Annotated in this window: 15 protein-coding genes and 1 pseudogene; 8 read left to right on the top strand and 8 right to left on the bottom strand. The window is 61.1% G+C overall.

Annotated elements, in window-relative coordinates:
- The first annotated feature begins 32 nt into the window (after positions 1–32).
- Positions 33–932, top strand: a complete 900-nt coding sequence (locus tag LGM20_RS09555; RefSeq protein WP_044523928.1) for an ABC transporter substrate-binding protein — start codon at positions 33–35, stop codon at positions 930–932.
- Positions 910–2,334: an LLM class flavin-dependent oxidoreductase gene (locus tag LGM20_RS09550; protein ID WP_319921955.1), complete on the top strand. Its 1,425-nt coding sequence runs from the start codon at positions 910–912 to the stop codon at positions 2,332–2,334. Before LGM20_RS09555 ends, LGM20_RS09550 begins: the two co-directional genes overlap by 23 nt.
- A gap of 47 nt (positions 2,335–2,381) precedes the next feature.
- Here LGM20_RS09550 and LGM20_RS09545 read toward each other — a convergent pair whose 3' ends face one another.
- From LGM20_RS09545 to LGM20_RS09520, 6 genes are all read right to left on the bottom strand, one after another.
- Complete coding sequence (locus LGM20_RS09545) at positions 2,382–3,182, bottom strand: phosphate/phosphite/phosphonate ABC transporter substrate-binding protein (RefSeq protein ID WP_044523933.1); 801 nt, start codon at positions 3,180–3,182, stop codon at positions 2,382–2,384.
- Positions 3,175–4,161 (bottom strand): fatty acid desaturase, encoded by a 987-nt coding sequence (locus tag LGM20_RS09540; protein ID WP_162823517.1) that lies wholly within the window; start codon positions 4,159–4,161, stop codon positions 3,175–3,177. Before LGM20_RS09540 ends, LGM20_RS09545 begins: the two co-directional genes overlap by 8 nt.
- A 422-nt stretch (positions 4,162–4,583) precedes the next feature.
- Positions 4,584–5,330 (bottom strand): proteasome-type protease, encoded by a 747-nt coding sequence (locus LGM20_RS09535; protein ID WP_023290198.1) that lies wholly within the window; start codon positions 5,328–5,330, stop codon positions 4,584–4,586.
- A 16-nt stretch (positions 5,331–5,346) separates the two neighbouring features.
- Positions 5,347–6,162, bottom strand: coding sequence for a transglutaminase family protein (locus tag LGM20_RS09530; RefSeq protein ID WP_044523937.1), 816 nt, complete (start codon positions 6,160–6,162; stop codon positions 5,347–5,349).
- Positions 6,159–7,088 (bottom strand): alpha-E domain-containing protein, encoded by a 930-nt coding sequence (locus LGM20_RS09525; RefSeq protein ID WP_002910835.1) that lies wholly within the window; start codon positions 7,086–7,088, stop codon positions 6,159–6,161. Before LGM20_RS09525 ends, LGM20_RS09530 begins: the two co-directional genes overlap by 4 nt.
- Positions 7,082–8,521 carry a circularly permuted type 2 ATP-grasp protein gene (locus tag LGM20_RS09520; protein WP_004180417.1) on the bottom strand — a complete coding sequence of 480 codons (1,440 nt, stop codon included), beginning with the start codon at positions 8,519–8,521 and terminating at the stop codon, positions 7,082–7,084. The genes LGM20_RS09525 and LGM20_RS09520 overlap by 7 nt, the downstream gene beginning before the upstream one ends.
- Positions 8,522–9,007: 486 nt before the next feature.
- On the opposite strand from LGM20_RS09520, the gene LGM20_RS09515 reads away from it, so the two are divergent.
- The 4 genes and pseudogenes from LGM20_RS09515 to LGM20_RS09500 all read left to right on the top strand — a co-directional run bounded on the left by LGM20_RS09515 (position 9,008) and on the right by LGM20_RS09500 (position 14,985).
- Positions 9,008–10,741, top strand: a complete 1,734-nt coding sequence (locus LGM20_RS09515; protein ID WP_044523940.1) for an alpha,alpha-trehalase — start codon at positions 9,008–9,010, stop codon at positions 10,739–10,741.
- A 255-nt stretch (positions 10,742–10,996) separates the two neighbouring features.
- Positions 10,997–13,117: pseudogene (locus LGM20_RS09510) on the top strand (TonB-dependent siderophore receptor).
- Between the two features lie 311 nt (positions 13,118–13,428).
- A complete protein-coding gene (locus tag LGM20_RS09505; protein WP_224222698.1) occupies positions 13,429–14,148 on the top strand; it encodes a hypothetical protein in 720 nt (239 codons plus the stop codon).
- 12 nt (positions 14,149–14,160) lie between these two features.
- Positions 14,161–14,985, top strand: a complete 825-nt coding sequence (locus LGM20_RS09500; protein WP_044523943.1) for a DUF2207 domain-containing protein — start codon at positions 14,161–14,163, stop codon at positions 14,983–14,985.
- Between the two features lie 32 nt (positions 14,986–15,017).
- On the opposite strand, the gene emtA is transcribed toward LGM20_RS09500, so the two are convergent.
- Positions 15,018–15,629: a membrane-bound lytic murein transglycosylase EmtA gene (emtA, locus tag LGM20_RS09495; RefSeq protein ID WP_044523945.1), complete on the bottom strand. Its 612-nt coding sequence runs from the start codon at positions 15,627–15,629 to the stop codon at positions 15,018–15,020.
- A 175-nt stretch (positions 15,630–15,804) separates the two neighbouring features.
- On the opposite strand from emtA, the gene ldcA reads away from it, so the two are divergent.
- Both ldcA and LGM20_RS09485 read left to right on the top strand, forming a co-directional pair.
- Positions 15,805–16,719 (top strand): muramoyltetrapeptide carboxypeptidase, encoded by a 915-nt coding sequence (gene ldcA, locus LGM20_RS09490; protein WP_044523947.1) that lies wholly within the window; start codon positions 15,805–15,807, stop codon positions 16,717–16,719.
- A 92-nt stretch (positions 16,720–16,811) separates the two neighbouring features.
- A complete protein-coding gene (locus LGM20_RS09485) occupies positions 16,812–18,545 on the top strand; it encodes a potassium/proton antiporter (protein ID WP_023290203.1) in 1,734 nt (577 codons plus the stop codon).
- A 16-nt stretch (positions 18,546–18,561) separates the two neighbouring features.
- On the opposite strand, the gene dadX is transcribed toward LGM20_RS09485, so the two are convergent.
- A complete protein-coding gene (dadX, locus tag LGM20_RS09480) occupies positions 18,562–19,632 on the bottom strand; it encodes a catabolic alanine racemase DadX (RefSeq protein ID WP_023290204.1) in 1,071 nt (356 codons plus the stop codon).
- Positions 19,633–19,635 lie beyond the last annotated feature (3 nt).

Below are 19,635 nucleotides of genomic sequence, written 5' to 3'. Positions count from 1 at the left end.
GCGCTGATTAACCTGAAAATACAAGAGGTATTATGAAGCAATTATTTGGCAAGGCCGTCACCGCCCGTCGATTTCGTCTCTCGCTGCTGGCCGCCGGGCTCTTCAGTCTGAGCGTTAACACCTTTGCCGCCGGCGTCACCGTGGGCGGGGCCAACTTTACCGAAAGCTCCATTCTCGCCAACATCTACGCCAGCGCGCTAAAGAAAAATCATATTGAGGCCAACACCCGTCTCAACCTCGGCAACCGGGAAATTATTATTCCGGCGCTGCAGAGCGGTGAGATCGATATCGTTCCGGAATATCTTGGCGCCCTGCTCAATTTCTATAACGGCAAAACCGAGGCCACCAGCCAGCAGGACGTCAGCGCAGAGCTGGCCCAGGCCCTGCCCGCCGATTTCACCCTGCTGAACCCGGCCCCGGCCACCTCGATCACCGCCTGGGCGGTACGTACCGAGACCGCGGAGAAATACCATCTGCGCACCCTCTCCGACCTGAGGCCCGTCGCCCCGCAGCTGGTGATCGGCGGACCGCCGGAGCTGGCGGTACGCGCCCTGGGCCTGCCGGGGCTGAAGCGCGTCTATGGTCTTGAGTTCAAAGCGGTGAAATCGCTGGACATGGGTGGGCCGCTCACCCGGCTGGCGCTCAATTCGGGCAAAATCGACGTCGCGACGGTCGTCTCCACCCAGGGCAATCTGGCGAAGGAGAAATGGGTGGTCCTCGAGGATGATAAACATGAACAACCGAGTCAGAACGTGGTGCCGCTGGTGCGCAAAGCCAGTCTGACGCCGGAGATAGGCGCCGTGCTCAATGAGGTTTCCGGCAAGCTGGACAATGCCACGCTGATTGCCCTCAACCAGCAGGTAGATCTCCAGCATAAAGATCCGGCGGCCGTCGCCGAACAGTGGGTTAATGCCAACCTATCCCAACACTGACCGTCACCCCGCCACGGATGGCGTTCAGCCGCGAGTCTACGCTATGTCTAACCGACACATGATCCTGAACCTCTTCTTTTATAACCCACAGGGGGATTACCGTTTCTCCTGGCGCCACCCTGACGCGCCTGAAGCGGACATATTTACCCTCGACTATTACGCCAGCCTGGCGCGTAAGGCCGAAGCGGCGACCCTGGACGCTATCTTTGTCGCCGACCATATCGCGGTGTGGGATACGGTGCCCAGCGGCCTGAGCCACTATGCCAACGCCCGGCTTGAACCCCTGACGCTGCTCTCCGCCCTCGCCGCGGTAACGGAGCATATCGGCCTGATGGCCACCGCGTCGACCTCCTATAACGAACCCTATAATCTCGCCCGGTACTTTGCCTCGCTGGATTTCCTCAGCAATGGCCGGGCAAGCTGGAATGTGGTGACGTCATGGCTGGAAGAAGAAGCGGCAAACTTCGGTCTGGAGCAGCTTCCCCGCCACGGCACCCGCTACCAGCGGGCCAATGAATTCATCGACGTGGTCACTCGCCTGTGGGATTCCTGGGAAGATGGCGCGGCAATCTTTGATAAAGCGCGCGGAGTCTTCGCCGATGCCGACAAGGTGCATCACCTCGACTATCAGGGCGAGTACTTCCGCGTCCGCGGCCCGCTCAACGTACCTCGCCCGCCGCAGGGCCATCCGCTGCTGGTGCAGGCCGGCTCTTCGGAGGCGGGAAAAGCGCTGGCCGCCGCCTGGTCTGATATGCACTTCGTGTTTATTCATTCGGTCGCCGAGGGGCTGGCCTATCGCGAAGAGATGAACCAGCGGCTGCGCCAGCACGGGCGCGATCCGGCCCATTTCAAAATCATCGCCGGGGTCCTGCCGGTGGTGGTGAACTCCGGCGAGGAGAAGGCGGCCCGCCAGCAGCTTAACGAGCAGCTCATGAGCGACCAGATGGCTATCGATCTGCTCTCCTCTTATCTTCGAATGGATCTCAGCGCCCTGCCGCGGGACCAACCTCTGCCGCCGCTCCCCAATGAAGAGAGCTTTGACGGCATCCGTACCGCGCTGAAGCTTATCCGCCAGTACGATCCGCAGCTCACCCTGCTGGAGTTGGGGAAGTTGTTATTACAGAGTTCTGATAGCTGGCTGCTGCTGGGCAGCGCCGAGGAGATTGCCGCCACCTTAACGGAGACCTGGCAGGCGGGCGCCGCCGATGGGTTCAACCTGATGTTCCCGCTGCTGCCGGGAGACTTTGACCGCTTTATTGACCAGGTGGTGCCGCTTCTGCAGCGTAACGGCGTCATGCGCGACCGCTATCCGCCCGGCACCCTGCGTGAAAAGCTCGGTCTGCCGGCGGTGGAAAACCGCTTCACCGCCCCGTCCCGCCCCGCGTTACCGCCGACGCCGTAGCTTGCCATGGCCCGCCCCGGCGCAGATCGCTGGCCGGGGCATTTTACCTACAGCTGACTGACCCCCAGCGCCGCGGCCTCATCCCGCCACGCCAGCAGCGGAGCATAGGCCTCCCGCGACATATCGCTATAGCCGCAGATCAGCAAGGCGTCGCACAGGCGACGATAGCGCGCATCGCTCACCAGCTGCTGGAGCGCCTCGCGCAGGCTGTTCAGCGTCGCCGCCGGGGTGGCGCCGGCGGTGATCAGCGGCAGGCCTGGCGCGGCCGGGCTCCAGCCGATCGCCGCCAGGCCTGCCAGGGCCTGCGGCTGATGGCGCTGCAGCAGAGCGTAGGTCACGCAGTCGATGGCGGCGATATCGGCGTTTTCCTGCTGCAGCTCGCGCAGCGACTGCCGATGGCTGCCGCTGAACACCACCGCCGAAAAAAATCGCCCCTGCCGGGAGAGCGGCGCGACCATTTTGCGCAGCACGTTGTAGCCAGACTGCGAGTGCTCGGCATTGCACACCGCGCGGCGGCCAAAAAAGTCCGCCAGCATCCGGTGACTATCCGCTTCGCGAACCACCAGCAGGCTGCGGTAGCGGCGCCCCTCGCAACCGGGCGCGGCGTAGTGGAAGCAGCCCACCGTCTGCACCTCCGGCAGCTGGGTCACCAGCGGATAGCCACAGGTCTGGCTCAGCAACAGCCCCGGCTGGCGCCAGTGGGCCAGCAGATCCTCGGGATCGGCCGCCGGAGGGTCCTCCGCCACCTTCACGCCGCGTTCAGCCAGCAGCGACTGCACCGCCAGCCGCAGGGCCTGGGTCTGTTGTCGGTGGATGGCATACATAGGAAAGGTCATACGTTCAGCCATGTTCTCCTCCCGCCTGCGCCTGTTCGCCAAAGCCTGGATGGGCGTTCACCGCCACCGCCCGGCGGCTAAAATGGCGTCGCCACTCACCGTACCCGCGCACCAGGAACCCCTGATTACGCTGCAGATAAGCCGCCTGGCGATGCAGATACAGCCGACGTAAAGCGTACCAGGGGACCCCTGGCAGGTCATGGTGTACCGCATGGTAGTTGAGATTGAGGAACAGCACCCGCCAGGGGAGCCCGGCCTCGTTGATCACCGAGCGGGCCAGCGGGTCATCCGCGGCCCGGTGTTCGAGAAAAGAGCGCACTTTGGTCAGGGCCAGCGCCGGGTAGCTCACCGCCAGCACAAACCACAGCGGGGAAAAACCCTGCGCCGCCATCCAGGCCAGCAGACCCGTCAACAGAAACAGATGCAGGCTCCACATGGCGATGGCGCGGCGGTCGCCCGCGCGGAAAGCCCGCAGCGCGCTACGCAGGGTGTGAACGATATCCATCAGCGGCGCCAGCAGCAGACGCCCCCAGAAGGTATTGCGCAGGTGGATAAGACGGCGCTGCCAGGCAGAGAAGCGCTGCCAGCTTTCCGCCGTCACATAGTACGACTCGGGGTCGTCCTCGGGGTGCGTCAGCAGATGGTTGCGATGGTGCGCCAGATGGCTGTCGCGGTAGACGCCGTAGGGATACCAGACCGCCAGCGGCAGCGTCCCCAGCAGCTGGTTGAACCATGCCAGCCGGGTGGGATGCCCATGGATCAGCTCATGCTGTAAGGACATATACCAGGCGGTAAACCAGATTAGCAGCAGCGTGGCCGGAAACAGTCCCAGCGTCCGCCAGCTCGTCACACAGGCAAACCAGCCGCCGTAAACCGTCACAATCAGCAGCCAGGTCGGCAGCTCGCTGCGCCACAGCCAGCTGCGCGCCAGCTGGCGGATCAGGATGCGCTGTTGCTCATCCACATAGACAGCCGTCTTCTTTTCCTTCACTTCCCATACCTTGCCGTGTTGCCTCATTTCCTCCGAAGATGTGAGATAACACGTTAAATAACAAAGTATTTAATTTACTTAGCTTTGCCAAAAAGCGCGTTTGCGTTCCGCATGAATCAGAGAATGCCGTCGATGGCGCAACGGGTCGATGGCGTGCAAATAGCGTGGGATTCTGACAGCCGTGGTATGAGTTAAGGGGAGACGTTCGCTGCAACCACCATCCGGTTAAGATGGCCCATCGCCCGGCGGCGCTAAGCTTGCCGGGCCTACGGGATGAACGTCGATCCCCGGTCACTGCAGGCCGGTGTTAGCGCAGCGCCGCCCGGCAATCCACCGCAGGCAACGTACCCCCTTTCTTGCCCGCTGGGGGCTGGCGCCTTATCCGCCTTCGCGCCGGCGTGGCCGGCGGAGCGGCGCAGAGACTACTCCTCTTCCCGCTCCGCTGGGGTCCAGGCCGGCAGGGTCCGGAAGGTGTGCAACAGCCCTTCCGACCACGCCTTGCGGATGCGGTTGAAGTAGGGATCGCTGTCGGTGATGCGATGCTGCCCGGCGCTGCTCAGGCTGCCGCTGCGGTAGAGCAGCGTATCCAGCGGCAGACCGACGGACAGATTACTGCGCAGCGTCGAGTCAATGGAGATCAACGCGCAGCACATCGCCTGCTCCAGCGGCGTATCGATGGTCAGCACCCGATCGATGATCGGCTTGCCGTACTTGCTTTCGCCAATCTGGAAATAAGGCGTGTCGCGGGTGGCTTCAATAAAGTTGCCCTCCGGATAAATATGGAACAGACGATGGGTTTCGCCGGCGATCTGGCCGCCAAGCAGCAGGTTGCAGTTGAAGTTGGTGTTACTGCAGTTTTGCTGGTTGCTGCTGTCGCGCTGGATCACCTCCAGCAGCGTTTTCCCGATCAGCATGGCGGCGTCGTAGAGGGAAGTCACCTGCATCAGGTTCGGCTCCTGCTGGGTACGGATCCGGGCGCTGAGCAGGCTTATCACGCTCTGGGTGGTGGCCAGGTTGCCGGCGGATTGCAGCACCAGCACCCGTTCCCCTTCCTGATGGAAAACGTGCAGCTTTTTAAAAGTGGCAATATGGTCGACGCCCGCGTTGGTGCGGGAGTCGGAAGCAAACACCAGTCCATCCGCCAGGCACATGGCCACACAGTAGGTCATTGCGGTTATTCCCGTATTATTGCTGCTGCGCCTGCTGGCTGTGTTCGCGCACTTCAGCGTTGGTTAACATAATCTCCCCGCCGCCGCCCAACCGGGTGCCCCGTACCGGGCAGGCGTCGAGATAATCCAGCCCGGTCGCCAGCCGCAGATGCTGATTCAGACGACGGGTATTATTGGTGATATCAAACGACAGCCAGCGGCCGTCGAGCCACACTTCCGCCCAGGCATGCATCGCCACATGCTGGGCGTTATCGCTGTAAACATAGCCGCTGACGTAGCGCGCCGGGATCTCCAGCGCCCGGCAGCAGGCGAGAAAAACATGCGTATGATCCTGGCACACTCCCTTCGCCCGGGCGAAGGCGTCGGCAGCGGAGTCCTGCACCTGGGTCGCGCCGGGGGAGTATGGCATTCTTAACAGCAGATCCGCCATCAGTTGATTCAAACTCTCTTCCGCCGCATCGGGACGATAGAGGCGCTGGGCAAAATCGCGGATCGCCGTATCGGCGCGGGTCAGCGGCGTAGAGCGCAGAAAAACCAGCGGCGACAGCAGCTCGGCCTCTTCATCACGCGTCTCTTCCCCCTCGTCGGCGATATCGACAATCCCGCTGGCGCGGATGGTGATCTCTTTGTGCGGGTTATCCAGCGTCAGCACATGCAGCACATTGCCCCAACCGTCGGTGGTGGTCACCGCCGCGCCGTCCGGCAGGGTCAGCGTCCAGGCGGTGATGGTCTGCCGTCCGGTGCTGCGAGGCGTCAGGCGCAGATACTGGGTGGAAAACTTCACTTCTTCATCGTAGCCGTAGCGGGTGAGATGATCGATGACCAGTTTCATAAGGCCTCCAGATAGGTTTGTCTGATGCTGTCGGACAGGGCGTTAATTCTCGCCAGCAGTCCGTTAAGCGTGGTCTGCAGGTCCGCCTGCGCCAGGTCGTCACGGGTGCTGAAGCGCAGGTCAACGTTGAGCTGATGGGCGAGGCGCAGCGGCTGATAGGAGCGATCGTTGGCGATCTTCTCCAGTTCGCCCACCAGGTCGGCAATGCTGGCGCGCAGCGAACGTGGAATATCATTACGCAGGATCAGCAGCTCCATCACCGTTTCGCGACTGACCGGCTGGCGGTAGAGGCTGTTGTATGCTTCGCGGGCGCTGACCGCATTGAGCAGGGTATCCAGCCGGTAGTATTCGCGCACCGGGTCCGGATCGTTGGTCAGCTGTTGATCCTTAATCAGCAGCAGCTGGGTGGTGGCGAACGCACGCTCGATCAGCGTGCCGATACCGATAAAGCTCAGGGCGTCGTTGCGCAGCAGCGTGCCAATCACCGCCCCGCGAAACAGATGCACCCGCTCTTTCACCCACTCGAAAAAGCCGTCGCTCCCCAGCTCGCCCAGCCCCTGCTGGCGGAGGGTTCGCAGCTCGATGCGGGTGGCATTGATGCTCTCCCACACTTCGGCCGACAGACTGCCGCGCACCGCGTGCGCGTTGTTCCACGCCATCTCCACGCAGCTGTAAATACTGCAGGGGTTGTTGCCATCGAGGGCAAAAAAGTTGAGCAGATTGCTCATGGTAAAGCGGGCGTGGCGCGCCTGAAACAGCTCGTGGGTCATCGACAAATTCAGCGGCAGCGCCAGATCTCGCGACTGCTGACTGTGGCGGGGGATCATTGATAATTTCCAGGTCACGTCCAGCACCCGGGCGTAGCTCTCCGCCCGCTCAAGATAGCGGGCCATCCAGAACAGTTCACTCGCCGTACGACTTAGCATGATGCGTCATCCTCCATCACCCAGGTATCCTTGGTTCCGCCGCCCTGCGACGAGTTGACCACCAGCGACCCTTCGGTCAGCGCCACGCGGGTCAGGCCGCCAGGCACCAGCCGCATCTCCTGCCCGGACAGCACGTAGGGGCGTAAATCGATATGCCGCGGCGACAGCCCTTCATCAACGAAGGTCGGGCAGGTCGACAGCGCGAGGGTGTCCTGGGCGATATAGTTGGCCGGATTGGCCAGCAGGCGCTGGCGGAAGGCCTCCCGCTCCTCTTTGGTGGAACGCGGGCCGACCAGCATGCCGTAGCCCCCGGCGCCATGGACCTCCTTGACCACCATCAGCTCCAGATTGCTCAGCACGTAGCGCAGGTCCTCCGCTTTCCGGCACTGCCAGGTGGGGATATTGCTGAGGATCGGCTGTTCGCCGAGGTAAAAGCGGATCATCTCCGGGACGTACGGATAGATCGATTTGTCGTCGGCCACCCCGGTGCCGATGGCGTTGGCCAGCACCACGCCGCCGGCGCGATAAACGGACAGCAGCCCCGGTACGCCGAGCATCGAATCGGCGCGGAAGGCCAGCGGGTCGAGCCAGGCGTCATCGATGCGGCGATAAATCACATCCACCCGCCGCGGCCCCTCGGTGGTGCGCATATACACCGCGCCGTTTTTAATAAACAGGTCGGCGCTTTCCACCAGCTCGACCCCCATCTGCTGCGCCAGGAAGCTGTGCTCGAAGTAGGCGCTGTTGAAGCGACCCGGCGTCATCACCACGACGCAGGGATCATCCACCAGCGAACTTTCGCGCAGGGTCTGCAGGAGGTAGCTCGGGTAGCGCTCCACCGGCGCAATGTGATGCTGCTCGAACATCTCCGGATAGAGGCGCATCATCATCTTACGGTTTTCGAGCATGTAGGAGACACCGGACGGCGTGCGCAGATTATCCTCCAGCACGTAGTACTGACCGTCGTTATTGCGCACCATATCGACGCCGGTGATATGGGCATAGGTGTTGTTTGGCAGGTTGATGCCCTGCATGCACGGCTGATACTGCTCGTTGGCCAGCACCTGTTCGGCCGGGATCAGCCCCGCACGCAGGATATTCTGCTCATGATAGATGTCATAGAGGAAAGCGTTCAGCGCTTTCACCCGCTGGCGTATACCGCGGTCAATGCGCTGCCACTCCCCGGCGGGAATGATCCGCGGCACGCTGTCAAACGGGATCAGCCGCTCGGTCCCTTCATCCTCGCCGTAAACGTTAAAAGTGATGCCGATACGGTGAAAGAGCAGTTCCGCTTGCGCTTTTTTCTGCCGGATAGAGAATTGATCGGTGTTGCGAAACCATTGCCACCAGGCATTATAGTGCGGCCGCTGTTCACCCTGGGCGGTCAGCATCTCGTCATAATAATGCCCGTCAGGAAGCGTTATTTTTATCATGGCCGTCTCCTCCGGTTGTACTCACTTTGTGGTAATCCCGGTAAGAGATAAGCATTAATTATGCCAGGTCATCCGCCGCCGCGGCGTTGTGCAAATCGGTTCTGACCCGCCGTCTGATTGTGCAAAAAATCGCCACGATGGCCGCCTGCGCCCGGCTGCGGTTGCACCGTCGTGAGGCAGGGCGACGATTTTTGCGCCATGGTGGACGCCAGCGCCGTCAGCCAGTGTGCCGCAGGCCGGACCTCACAGCCCCTCTCGATCCGCTGGTACCCGCCGCCAGCGCGCCGTGGCCAGTGGCCCGGGCGCCTTGGCTTGCCTGTAAGCCTAATCGCGTTGCCGGCGGTTGTAGCAGAAAACCAGGCAGGTAAATCCTCTGTTTTCGCGCAAAATGTTACCCCTGACACGCGCAGCGGCAGATATTCGTCTAAGGTTTTTGGATGGCCAAACGTCGTGGCCCGCAGTCGATAATGATAAGGAGAACTCCCCATGACGAGTACTGATGCACATCGTCCCGCTGCTTTGCCCTGTTCCCTGCGCCTGGCGATCGGCGGCGCCCTGCTCGCCCTGATGAGCCTGAATGTCCAGGCGGAAGACGGCAAAACCGCGCCGCCACCCTCGCCGGATATTCTGCTGGGCCCGTTGTTCAATGATGTCCAGAGCGCGAAGCTCTTTGCCGATCAAAAAACCTTCGCCGACGCGATCCCTAACAGCGATCCGCTGATGATCCTTGCCGATTACCGGATGCAAAAAAACCAGGCCAGCTTCGACCTGCGCCACTTCGTCGAGCTGAACTTCACGCTGCCGAAAGAGAACGACACCTATGTGCCGCCCAAAGGGCAAACCCTGCGTCAGCATATCGACGGCCTGTGGCCGGTCCTGACCCGCAGCACCGTCGAGGTGGAAAAGTGGGACTCGCTGCTGCCGCTGCCTAAGCCCTACGTGGTCCCCGGAGGACGCTTTCGCGAAGTCTATTACTGGGACAGCTATTTCACCATGCTGGGTCTTGCCGAAAGCGGTCACTGGGATAAAGTCGAAGATATGGTCGCCAACTTCGCCGCGGAAATTGACACCTGGGGCCATATCCCCAACGGTAACCGCACCTATTACCTCAGCCGTTCGCAGCCCCCCTTCTTCTCCTTTATGGTAAGCCTGCTGGCGACGCACGATGGCGACCAGGTGCTGAAAACCTACCAGCCGCAGCTGGAGAAAGAGTATCGCTACTGGATGGCAGGGGCGGACGCGCTGGCTCCCGGCAGCGCCGACAAACGGGCGGTGCGGATGGCCGATGGCGCGCTGCTCAACCGCTACTGGGACGATAACGACACCCCGCGCCCCGAGTCCTGGCTTGACGACGTCAAAACCGCCAGAAGCAACCCGAATCGTCCGGCCACTGAGATCTATCGCGACCTGCGCTCCGCCGCCGCTTCCGGCTGGGATTTCAGCTCCCGCTGGATGGACAATCCGCAGCAGCTCGCCACCATTCGCACCACCTCGATTGTTCCGGTCGATCTCAATGCCCTGATGTTCCATCTGGAGAAAACCCTCGCCCGCGCCAGTAAAGCTGCGGGGGACAGCGCTGGCGCTACGCGGTACGATGCGCTGGCCAACACCCGCCAGCAGGCTATCGAGAAATACCTGTGGAATGAAAAAGAGGGGTGGTACGCCGATTACGATCTGAAAAGCCACAAGGTGCGCAATCAGCTGACCGCCGCGGCGCTGTTCCCGCTGTACGTCAATGCCGCGTCACGCGAGCGGGCGACGAAAGTGGCGGCCGCCGCCGAGTCGCGGCTGCTCAAACCCGGCGGGCTGACCACCACCACCGTCAACAGCGGCCAGCAGTGGGACGCCCCCAACGGCTGGGCGCCGCTGCAGTGGGTGGCCGTCGAGGGGCTGCAAAACTATGGCCAGCAGAAGATCGCCATGGAGGTCAGCTGGCGTTTCCTGACCAACGTGCAGCATACCTATGACAGCAAACAAAAGCTGGTGGAGAAGTATGATGTGAGTTCGACCGGCACCGGCGGCGGCGGTGGGGAATATCCACTGCAGGACGGTTTTGGCTGGACCAACGGCGTCACCCTTAAGATGCTGGACCTGATCTGCCCGCAGGAGAAACCCTGCGATGCGCTGCCCGCCACCCGTCCGGCGACAACGCCTTCACTACAGGACAAACCCGCCGCTAACGACCCCGCCCCTGCAGCACCGCAAAAGACCGGCTCCTGACGCTGTTCCGCTTCCCCCTACAAAAATCGGTAGGGGTGAAGCGGTCTCCCTGGTCACGACCCTCCCGCGCAGGCCCATTCTGCGGCTCGCGGGAAACACCTCTCCACCCCCTCGCGCTGAACAGGTCACCTTTTCGCTTGATTGCACAAATACAAACAATAATAATTCGCATTACTTTTTAACGAATAATGACAGATTCGTTTTTCCCGCGGCGGCGTACAGGAGTACCAGACCGCGCTGGTTCAGGATGATCTTATGAACGTGGCTATTTCTCGAAAACGCCCGGGGCTGCTGTACGCCCTCGCGGTCGCACTTCCCTTCACCGCGCAGGCCGAAGAGACGGTGGTGGTGACGGCCAGCCCGCCGGCGTCTGCCAGCGCGCCGACTGAAGGCTATAGCGCCAGCACCTCGCTCGGGGCGACGAAAACCGACCAGCCGTTAATCACCACCGCCCAGTCGGTGTCGGTTGTCACCCGCCAGCAGATGGCGGATCAGGGGGCGAATACCATCAGCCAGGCGCTGGAATATACCCCAGGGGTCTACTCCAGCTTCGGCGGCGGCGCCACCCGGTTTGACGCCATCTCCCTGCGCGGCTACCACGGCGGCGACGTCGATAACCTGTTCCTCGACGGCATGCGCCTGATGAGCGACGGCGGCAGCCATAACGTTGTGCAGATCGACCCATAGTTTATCGAACGCGTCGATGTGATCCGCGGCCCTTCCTCCGCGCTCTACGGGCAAAGCGTGCCGGGCGGCGTGGTCAACCTGACCTCCAAGCGCCCGCAGTTCAGTCAGCAGGGCCACGTCCGCCTGACTGGCGGAACGCAAAATACCAAAGGTGCGGCCTTCGATTACACCGATGCCATCAATGAGCAGTGGGCATGGCGGCTGATCGGTATGACCCGCAGCAGCGACACGCAGTATGACCATACCCGCGAAGAGCGCTACGCCATTTCGCCTTCCCTGCTGTGGCAGCCGGACAGCGACACCTCGCTGCTGCTGCGCGCCTATCTGCAAAAAGATCCTTCCGGCGGCTATCATGGCTCTTTGCCGCTGGACGGCACCCGCTTCGCGCACAATGGCCGTAAGCTCTCCACCAGCACCAACGAGGGCGATCCGGGAGATGGCTATCAGCGCCGTCAGCAGATCTACAGCTATGAGTTTGACCACCAGTTCACCGACGTCTGGTCGGTCTATTCCGCCGGGAGCTACACCCACACCAACGTCTCCCTCGATCAGGTCTACCAGGTCGGCTGGATAGATGACAGCGATAGGCTGGCCCGCGGCTACAGCGGCTCGCGCGGTTCGCTGGACGGCTGGTCAACCGATAACCGCCTGCGCGCCGATTTCAACACTGGCGATCTGGCGCATACCCTGATCCTCGGCGCCGAATATCATCGCTTCCGCAACGATCTGTGGACCGGCGCCGGCGGCGCGGCGCCGCTTAACCCGTTTACCGGCTATACCGCCCAGACCGGGCATACCGTGACCTACAGCGATGACAATAATCGCCGCTACTACCAGACCGGGCTGTATCTGCAGGATGAGATGGTCTGGGACCGCTGGCATATGGATGTTTCCGCCCGCTATGACCGCATCGTTTCCCAGCAGGTCAGCGACACCCAGGGCACCTCGAACCGCCGTTCAGACGATCATATCAGCGGCCGCGCCTCGCTGTTGTACGCTCTGGACAACGGGCTTTCACCCTATCTGAGCTACAGTCAGGCGATTACGCCGGCGATGCTGCCCGGCGCGGATGGCAAACCGTTGAAACCGACCACCGCCGAACAGTTTGAAGCCGGCCTGAAGTTCCAGCCGCCGGGCAGCAGCGACCTCTATAGCATCGCGATTTACGACCTGACGCAAAAGGATGTCGCCACCCGCGACCCGAACATCGCCACCGCCACCTATATTCCTGCGGGGAAAGTGCATTCCCAGGGCGTCGAACTGGAAGCGCACCATCAGATCACGCCGCAGCTGAGCACTATCGCCTCGTATACCTGGAATCGTCTGCGCTTCCAGGACACTAAGGACGGTACCGACAACAACACGCCGCAGCTGACCCCGGATCAGATGGCCTCCTTCTGGGCGCGCTATCAGTTCCCGGCGGGGATCTCGGTGGGCGCCGGCGTCCGCTACATCGGCAAACAGTGGGCGGATGATGCCAACACCGCGCGGCTGCCGTCGGTGACGTTGATGGATGCCATGATGCGGGCCGACCTCGGCGTCTGGTCGCCGGGGCTGAAAGGCGCTTATGTGCAGGTTAACGCCAACAATATCGGCAATCGTGAATACGTTTCCGGCTGCTACGGCACCGGCAACTGCTACTGGGGAGCAGAGCGCAGCGTGATGGCTACCGTCGGCTACGACTTTTAACTGACAGCGTAAAGATAAGCCTCCGCCCGTGACGGCGGAGGCTTTCGTTAACAGGTGACGTCACGCTTTGATGGCTAATATTGACTTAAAGATGCCAAGCCATTATTTCACTTGCCCCCTGTGATGAGAGGACTTAATATGCTGGCGAAAACAGGTTAGGACGCTCACAAGGAATAAAAGTGAACCCTTTCGTTAGCTATCTCGCCAATTTACATCCGTTATCATTTATGGGTTACCATATATCATCCACCACAGTGATATATATTCTGGTAAATATAATTATTGCGAAAACCCGCGCCACTGAAAAAAGCATGCCTGTTCCGCTCCCCTATTCCCTGTCTCCCTCTTTTTTAGCCTGGCTGCATAATAGCGCCACCAGCGTCATTCAGCTGGCCATGTTCAGGCTGTTAAGAAAAAACTATGTCACCCTTATCCCTTCGGCGGAGGATATTCAGCTTTGCGCTAATCAGCAGTACGCAGAATGCAAAATGACCTGTGTGGAAAAAATACTGTTTGACCATTTCGCTACGCCAAAATCCAGTTACCAGGATCTGCCGCTTTCTCTGCACGTCGCCGAAAAGAACCACTGGACCACCGATCCTTACAGCCAAGGGCTACGGCTCAGCCCAACGCACCACATGTGGAATATGATATTGATTGCCGCGCCCTCCCTGCTATTAATCGCCGCGCTCGCCTGGAAAACGCTTTTTGATAATCAGGCGATAATTCACTCCAGCGTATTCAGCTGGCTGACAATGGGGATGATTTCCGGCCTGTGGTGGCTGTGGCTGTTATGCATCACCTTAAATGCCACCCGGCTGGACCGGGAAGGGATCGCCGTTAATATCTTTCATCACTATATTGATACCCTGAAGGAGACGCTTATTGCTGACGCAGACACCCTGACCGATGAAAACGCCGATTATTGCGTGGCGATCGGTAAAACCGCCCTGCTTCCCGAAAGATTTGGTGAATATGTAAAAATCATCAACCTTATTAAGTATCCCTTTTGTCTGCAGAGGCTGGATTAACGAGGGGATGGTATGTGGCATTTTATGATGCATCTGCATCCACTGCTGTTTCTCGGCGGTTTTATGCTTATCGTCCCGGGTATCTATATTGCTATCGGTATAATGATTATCCTGACGCGGCCAGCGGCTCAGCCCCAGCCGCACGCGATGGAGGTTAGCCCCTGGCTGCTGGCCTGGCTGACCGGAGAAGGGACCCGGGTGATTCAGCTGGCAATGTTCAGCTTACTCAGTAATAAGCATCTGTGGAGCCCGGAGCCCGGGCAGGTTTTGGCCAACGGACGCTATGCAAACCACGAAATGAACGTCATTGAAAGCATACTATTTGACCATTTTGCGGTGCGAAAGCCGTGTCATGAAGATCTGCCCTGCAGCCTGAGTATTGCCGGACGTAACCTCTGGCAGGAACAGATAGCAAGCGCGGGTTTAGCCTTAAGTCCGCTGCGCCGCGGATGGAATATGCTGGCCATCAGCATCCCTTCGATCGCCCTCTGCGTTATCGTTGTCAGTAAGACCGTTATCTGGCTCGACCTCACCGCTTACAGCATCTTCAGTTGCCTGCTCATGCCCACGGGTTGCGTTCTGTGGGGCGGATTATGGACAGAGGCCATTTGCAAAACCATTCGTCTCGATATCAACGGCATTTCGCATCATGACGCCCATGCCTGCATCAATGCGTTACAAAAAGCGTTAGCGCATAAAGGCGCTCAGGAGGATGACGCGACGGCCATGCTCTGCGTGGCGGTAAACGGCGTGGAATCGCTTCCCGAGCGCTACCGGGAATATAAAGCGTTAATAGCGCCGATTAGCGTTATCACGTCGCTGCGTACCGAGGATTAGGACCCCGCCAGACCGGCGGGGCGAAGGTAAGGCTACATGGCATCCAGCGCTTTCTGCAGCTTCCAGATATAGCGCGGCGCCTGCGGAGCCGGGTGTTTTTTCACCACATGCTCGAAGAACTCATCGGCGTCAAGATCGTTAATATCCTCGATGGCGTCCTGCCGGTTTGACGAGAAGGTGCGCAGCAGCGCGCCCGCGCCGTTGGCGTAGGAGACCACCACCGCATAGCGCATCACCTGCGGGTCTTTGATCCCCGCCAGCGGGCCGTTTTCCAGAATGCTCAGATAGGCGGCCCCCATCGAGATATTCCGTTCCGGGTTTTTCAGCTCGCTGACCGACGGCTCGCCGCGCCAGCCCATTCGCCGATAGACATCGCGTCCGGAGGTCGACGGCTTAAGCTGCATCAGCCCGACGGCGCCGGATTTACTCACTACCGCAGGGTTACCGCCCGACTCGATGGCGATGATCGCCGTGATCAGCTGCGGATCCACGCCCCAGGCGGCGCCGGCTTTTTCACTGATCGGCATCCACTGCATCGCCCGCTTCACCGGGACCTCGGGGTTCCACGGCGGATTGGTGTAATCATGTTTCGAACTACAACCGGCCAGAAAAACGACTAAAATAAGCAACCATCTCAATTTCACACATCTATCCTTATCTACCCAAACGCCATCATGCTGCAGAACGACGGCAGCGGTACGTCCCCCGCCCGCCGACAGCCAGAAGGATGACGGGTGCGGACTGAAGTTAGCCACCTGGAGATGACAATCGCCATTCCAGGCGGCATCATAACCCTTTCATTCATAGCAAGGAATTATCATGTCTCAGTTTTATCTGGTCGCGCCATCCGGATATTGCATCAACCAGCAGGCGGCGGCCCGCGGCGTCGAGCGTCTGCAGCAGGCCGGACACGAGGTGGCCCACCAGCAGGTCATTCCCCGCCGGCTGCAGCGTTTCGCCGGGACTGAACATGAACGGCTGGCCGATATTAACCAGCTTGCCCAGCTGCCCGGGCGCAACCGGATCGTCCTCGCGGTGCGCGGCGGCTACGGCGCCAGTCGTCTGCTGCCGCATATCGACTGGCAGGGGCTGATTGCCCGCCAGCAGCGCGACCCGCTGCTGATTTGCGGCCACAGCGATTTCACCGCCATCCAATCGGGCCTGCTGGCCCTGGGCAATGTCGTCACCTTCAGCGGGCCGATGCTCGCGGGCAACTTCGGCGCGGAGACCCTCGATCCGTTTACCGAACACCATTTCTGGCAGGCGCTGCGCCAGCCGGAATTCACCCTCGAATGGCCGGGCGAAGGGCCGAACTGCCGGGTGGAAGGCACCCTGTGGGGCGGGAATCTGGCGATGCTGACCTCGCTTATCGGCACCCCGTGGCTGCCGGCGATCCGCGACGGCATCCTGGTGGTGGAGGATATCAATGAGCACCCGTTCCGCGTCGAACGCATGCTGCTTCAGCTGTTGCACAGCGGCGTACTGGCGGCGCAGAAGGCGGTGATCTTCGGCAGCTTCACCGGCGGCACGCCGAACGACTATGACGCGGGATACGACCTGCCGCAGGTCTTTGATTACCTGCGCCAGCAGCTCTCTGTACCGATGATTAGCGGACTGGAGTTTGGTCACGAGCAGCGCACGGTGACCCTGCCGCTGGGGGCGCGCGCGCGGCTGGTGAATCAGGCGGCGGCCACCACCCTGACAATCAGCGGCCACCCGGTGCTGGCAGAATAAATTTGTCAGACGCATAGGCGGATCCCCTGCGAATTGTTAAAATAGTGTCACTTTTAGCCATTTTTTCACGCCAGTCAGGGAGTACGTGAACATTGGACGCCGCTGCGGTCATTAGTCTGTTTATTCTGGGTTCTGTTTTAGTAACCTGCAGTATCTTATTGAGCTCCTTTTCTTCTCGCCTTGGCATCCCGATTCTGGTCATCTTTCTGGCTATCGGGATGCTGGCAGGCATTGACGGCATCGGCGGCATCCCCTTCGACAACTACCCCTTCGCCTACATGGTGAGTAACCTGGCGCTGGCGGTGATCCTGCTGGACGGCGGGATGCGCACCCAGGCCAGCTCCTTTCGCGTGGCGCTATGGCCGGCGCTGTCGCTGGCGACGGTCGGGGTGCTGATCACTTCGGCGCTCACCGGGATGATGGCAGCCTGGCTGTTCAAACTGGATATGATCGAAGGCCTGCTGATCGGCGCCATTGTCGGCTCCACCGACGCCGCGGCGGTCTTCTCGCTGCTCGGCGGCAAGGGGCTCAACGAGCGCGTCGGCTCGACGCTGGAAATTGAGTCAGGCAGTAACGACCCGATGGCGGTTTTCCTGACCATCACCCTGATCGAAATGATCCAGCAGCACCAGACCGGCCTCAGCTGGATGTTCGCCGTGCATATCATTCAACAGTTTGGCCTCGGGATCGTCATCGGCCTCGGCGGCGGCTACCTGCTGCTGCAGATGATCAACCGCATCGTGCTGCCCGCCGGGCTCTATCCGCTGCTGGCGCTGAGCGGCGGGATCATGATTTTCGCCGTCACCACCACCCTCGACGGCAGCGGTATCCTCGCCGTCTATCTCTGCGGCTTTTTGCTGGGCAACCGGCCGATCCGCAACCGGCACGGTATCCTGCAGAACTTCGACGGTCTGGCGTGGCTGGCGCAAATCGCCATGTTCCTGGTGCTGGGCCTGCTGGTGACGCCCTCCGACCTGCTGCCGATCGCTATCCCGGCGCTGCTGCTGTCGATGTGGATGATTTTCATTGCCCGTCCGCTGTCGGTGTTTGCCGGTCTGCTGCCGTTCCGCGGATTTAACCTCCGTGAACGGGTGTTTATCAGCTGGGTTGGCCTGCGCGGCGCGGTGCCGATTATTCTCGCGGTGTTCCCGATGATGGCCGGCCTGGACAACGCCCGCCTGTTCTTCAATGTCGCCTTCTTCGTGGTGCTGGTGTCGCTACTGCTGCAGGGCACCTCGCTATCGTGGGCGGCGAAAAAAGCCAAAGTGGTGGTGCCCCCCGTCAGCTGGCCCATCTCCCGCGTCGGGCTGGATATTCACCCGGAAAACCCGTGGGAGCAGTTCGTCTACCAGCTGGGGGCCGATAAATGGTGCATCGGCGCGGCGCTGCGCGACCTGCATATGCCGCCGGAGACGCGGATTGCCGCGCTGTTTCGCAACAATGTCCTGCTGCACCCCACCGGCAGCACCCGCCTGCGGGAAGGCGATATCCTGTGCGTCATTGGCCGGGAACACGACCTGCCTGCGCTGGGCAAAATGTTCAGCCAGTCGCCGCCGGTGGCGCTCGACCAGCGCTTTTTCGGCGACTTTATCCTTGATGCCGAGGCCCGCTTCGCCGATGTGGCGCAAATCTACGGCATCGACGGCGGAGAGGAGTTCCGCGAACATCAGCAGTCGCTGGGGGAAGTGGTTCAGCAGCTGCTGGGCGCCGCGCCGGTGGTGGGCGACCAGGTGGAGTTCGCCGGGATGGTGTGGACAGTAGCGGAAAAAGAGAACGATCACGTGCTGAAGGTAGGGGTCCGGGTCGCGGAAGACGAGGCGGAGTGATCCGCCCCGGAATACGTTACAGCGTCACAACCGGCACCCGCGGCGCCAGGGCGCACATCAGCTCATAGCCGACGGTGCCGCAGCTGGCCGCCACGTCGTCGATTTTAATCTCTTTGCCCCACAGTTCGACCGGCGCGCCAATCCCGGCCTGCGGACAGGGGGTTAAATCGACCGCCAGCATATCCATCGACACGCGCCCGACGGTGGTGGTCCGCACGCCGTCCACCAGCACCGGCGTGCCGCTCGGCGCCACCCGCGGATAGCCGTCGGCATAGCCGCAGGCGACGATGCCGATCCGCTGCTCCTGGGTGGTGCGATACAGGCCGCCATAGCCGATCGCCTCGCCGGGGCGCAGGTTCTGCACGGCGATGATTTCGCTGCGCAGGGCCATCACCGGCTTCAGGCCGGTGTTCGCGATATCCTGCCACTGCCCGGAGGGCGACGCGCCATACAGCACGATGCCCGGTCGAACCCAGTCAAAATGCGCTTCCGGATGCCAGAGGGTCGCCGCCGAGTTAGCCAGCGAGCGCGGGCAATCCAGTCCCTCCGCCGCTTGTTCAATACGGCGCATCGGCTCGACAATCCCCTGCGGGTTCTCCGCCTCCGCGAAGTGCGACATCAGCGTCATCTCGCCGACGTTGCTTATCGCCCGCAGCTGCTGCCAGACGGTATGCACCCGCTCCGGCATAAAGCCCAGCCGGTTCATGCCGCTGTTCACCTTGAGATAGATATCCAGCGGCGCGCGCAGCTTCGCCTGCTGCAGCGCCTTAATCTGCCAGTTGCTGTGAACGCTGGTGGTTAAGCGATATTGATCCAGCACCGCCAGCTCATCGGCATGGAAGAAGCCCTCCAGTAGCAGGATCGGACCTTTCCAGCCCTGCTCGCGCAGCAGGATCGCCTCTTCCAGGTTGAGCAAGGCGAAACCATCCGCCGCGCTCAACGCACTCCATACCCGCGCCACGCCATGGCCATAAGCATTAGCTTTGACCACCGCCCACAGGCGCGACCCGGGGGCCGCGCGACGCACTATCTGTAAATTCTGCCGCAAGGCCAGCAGGTCGATGCTGGCCACTACCGGACGGGTCATGCA

Source organism: Klebsiella quasipneumoniae subsp. quasipneumoniae (assembly GCF_020525925.1).
GTDB lineage: Bacteria > Pseudomonadota > Gammaproteobacteria > Enterobacterales > Enterobacteriaceae > Klebsiella > Klebsiella quasipneumoniae.
The sequence above is the reverse complement of the archived record's forward strand: the minus strand, read 5'-3'. Positions and strand labels throughout refer to the sequence as shown.

What these genes read in the sequence shown, in the direction of transcription:
- LGM20_RS09555 (WP_044523928.1), top strand. Translation starts at nt 33, where the DNA reads ATGAAGCAATTATTTGGCAAGGCCGTCACCGCCCGTCGATTTCGTCTC.
- LGM20_RS09550 (WP_319921955.1), top strand. Translation starts at nt 910, where the DNA reads ATGCCAACCTATCCCAACACTGACCGTCACCCCGCCACGGATGGCGTT.
- LGM20_RS09545 (WP_044523933.1), bottom strand. Translation starts at nt 3,182, where the DNA reads ATGGCTGAACGTATGACCTTTCCTATGTATGCCATCCACCGACAACAG.
- LGM20_RS09535 (WP_023290198.1), bottom strand. Translation starts at nt 5,330, where the DNA reads ATGACCTACTGTGTGGCCATGTGCCTGGCGGATGGACTGGTGTTTGCT.
- LGM20_RS09530 (WP_044523937.1), bottom strand. Translation starts at nt 6,162, where the DNA reads ATGAAACTGGTCATCGATCATCTCACCCGCTACGGCTACGATGAAGAA.
- LGM20_RS09525 (WP_002910835.1), bottom strand. Translation starts at nt 7,088, where the DNA reads ATGCTAAGTCGTACGGCGAGTGAACTGTTCTGGATGGCCCGCTATCTT.
- LGM20_RS09520 (WP_004180417.1), bottom strand. Translation starts at nt 8,521, where the DNA reads ATGATAAAAATAACGCTTCCTGACGGGCATTATTATGACGAGATGCTG.
- LGM20_RS09515 (WP_044523940.1), top strand. Translation starts at nt 9,008, where the DNA reads ATGACGAGTACTGATGCACATCGTCCCGCTGCTTTGCCCTGTTCCCTG.
- LGM20_RS09505 (WP_224222698.1), top strand. Translation starts at nt 13,429, where the DNA reads ATGCCTGTTCCGCTCCCCTATTCCCTGTCTCCCTCTTTTTTAGCCTGG.
- LGM20_RS09500 (WP_044523943.1), top strand. Translation starts at nt 14,161, where the DNA reads ATGTGGCATTTTATGATGCATCTGCATCCACTGCTGTTTCTCGGCGGT.
- ldcA (WP_044523947.1), top strand. Translation starts at nt 15,805, where the DNA reads ATGTCTCAGTTTTATCTGGTCGCGCCATCCGGATATTGCATCAACCAG.
- dadX (WP_023290204.1), bottom strand. Translation starts at nt 19,632, where the DNA reads ATGACCCGTCCGGTAGTGGCCAGCATCGACCTGCTGGCCTTGCGGCAG.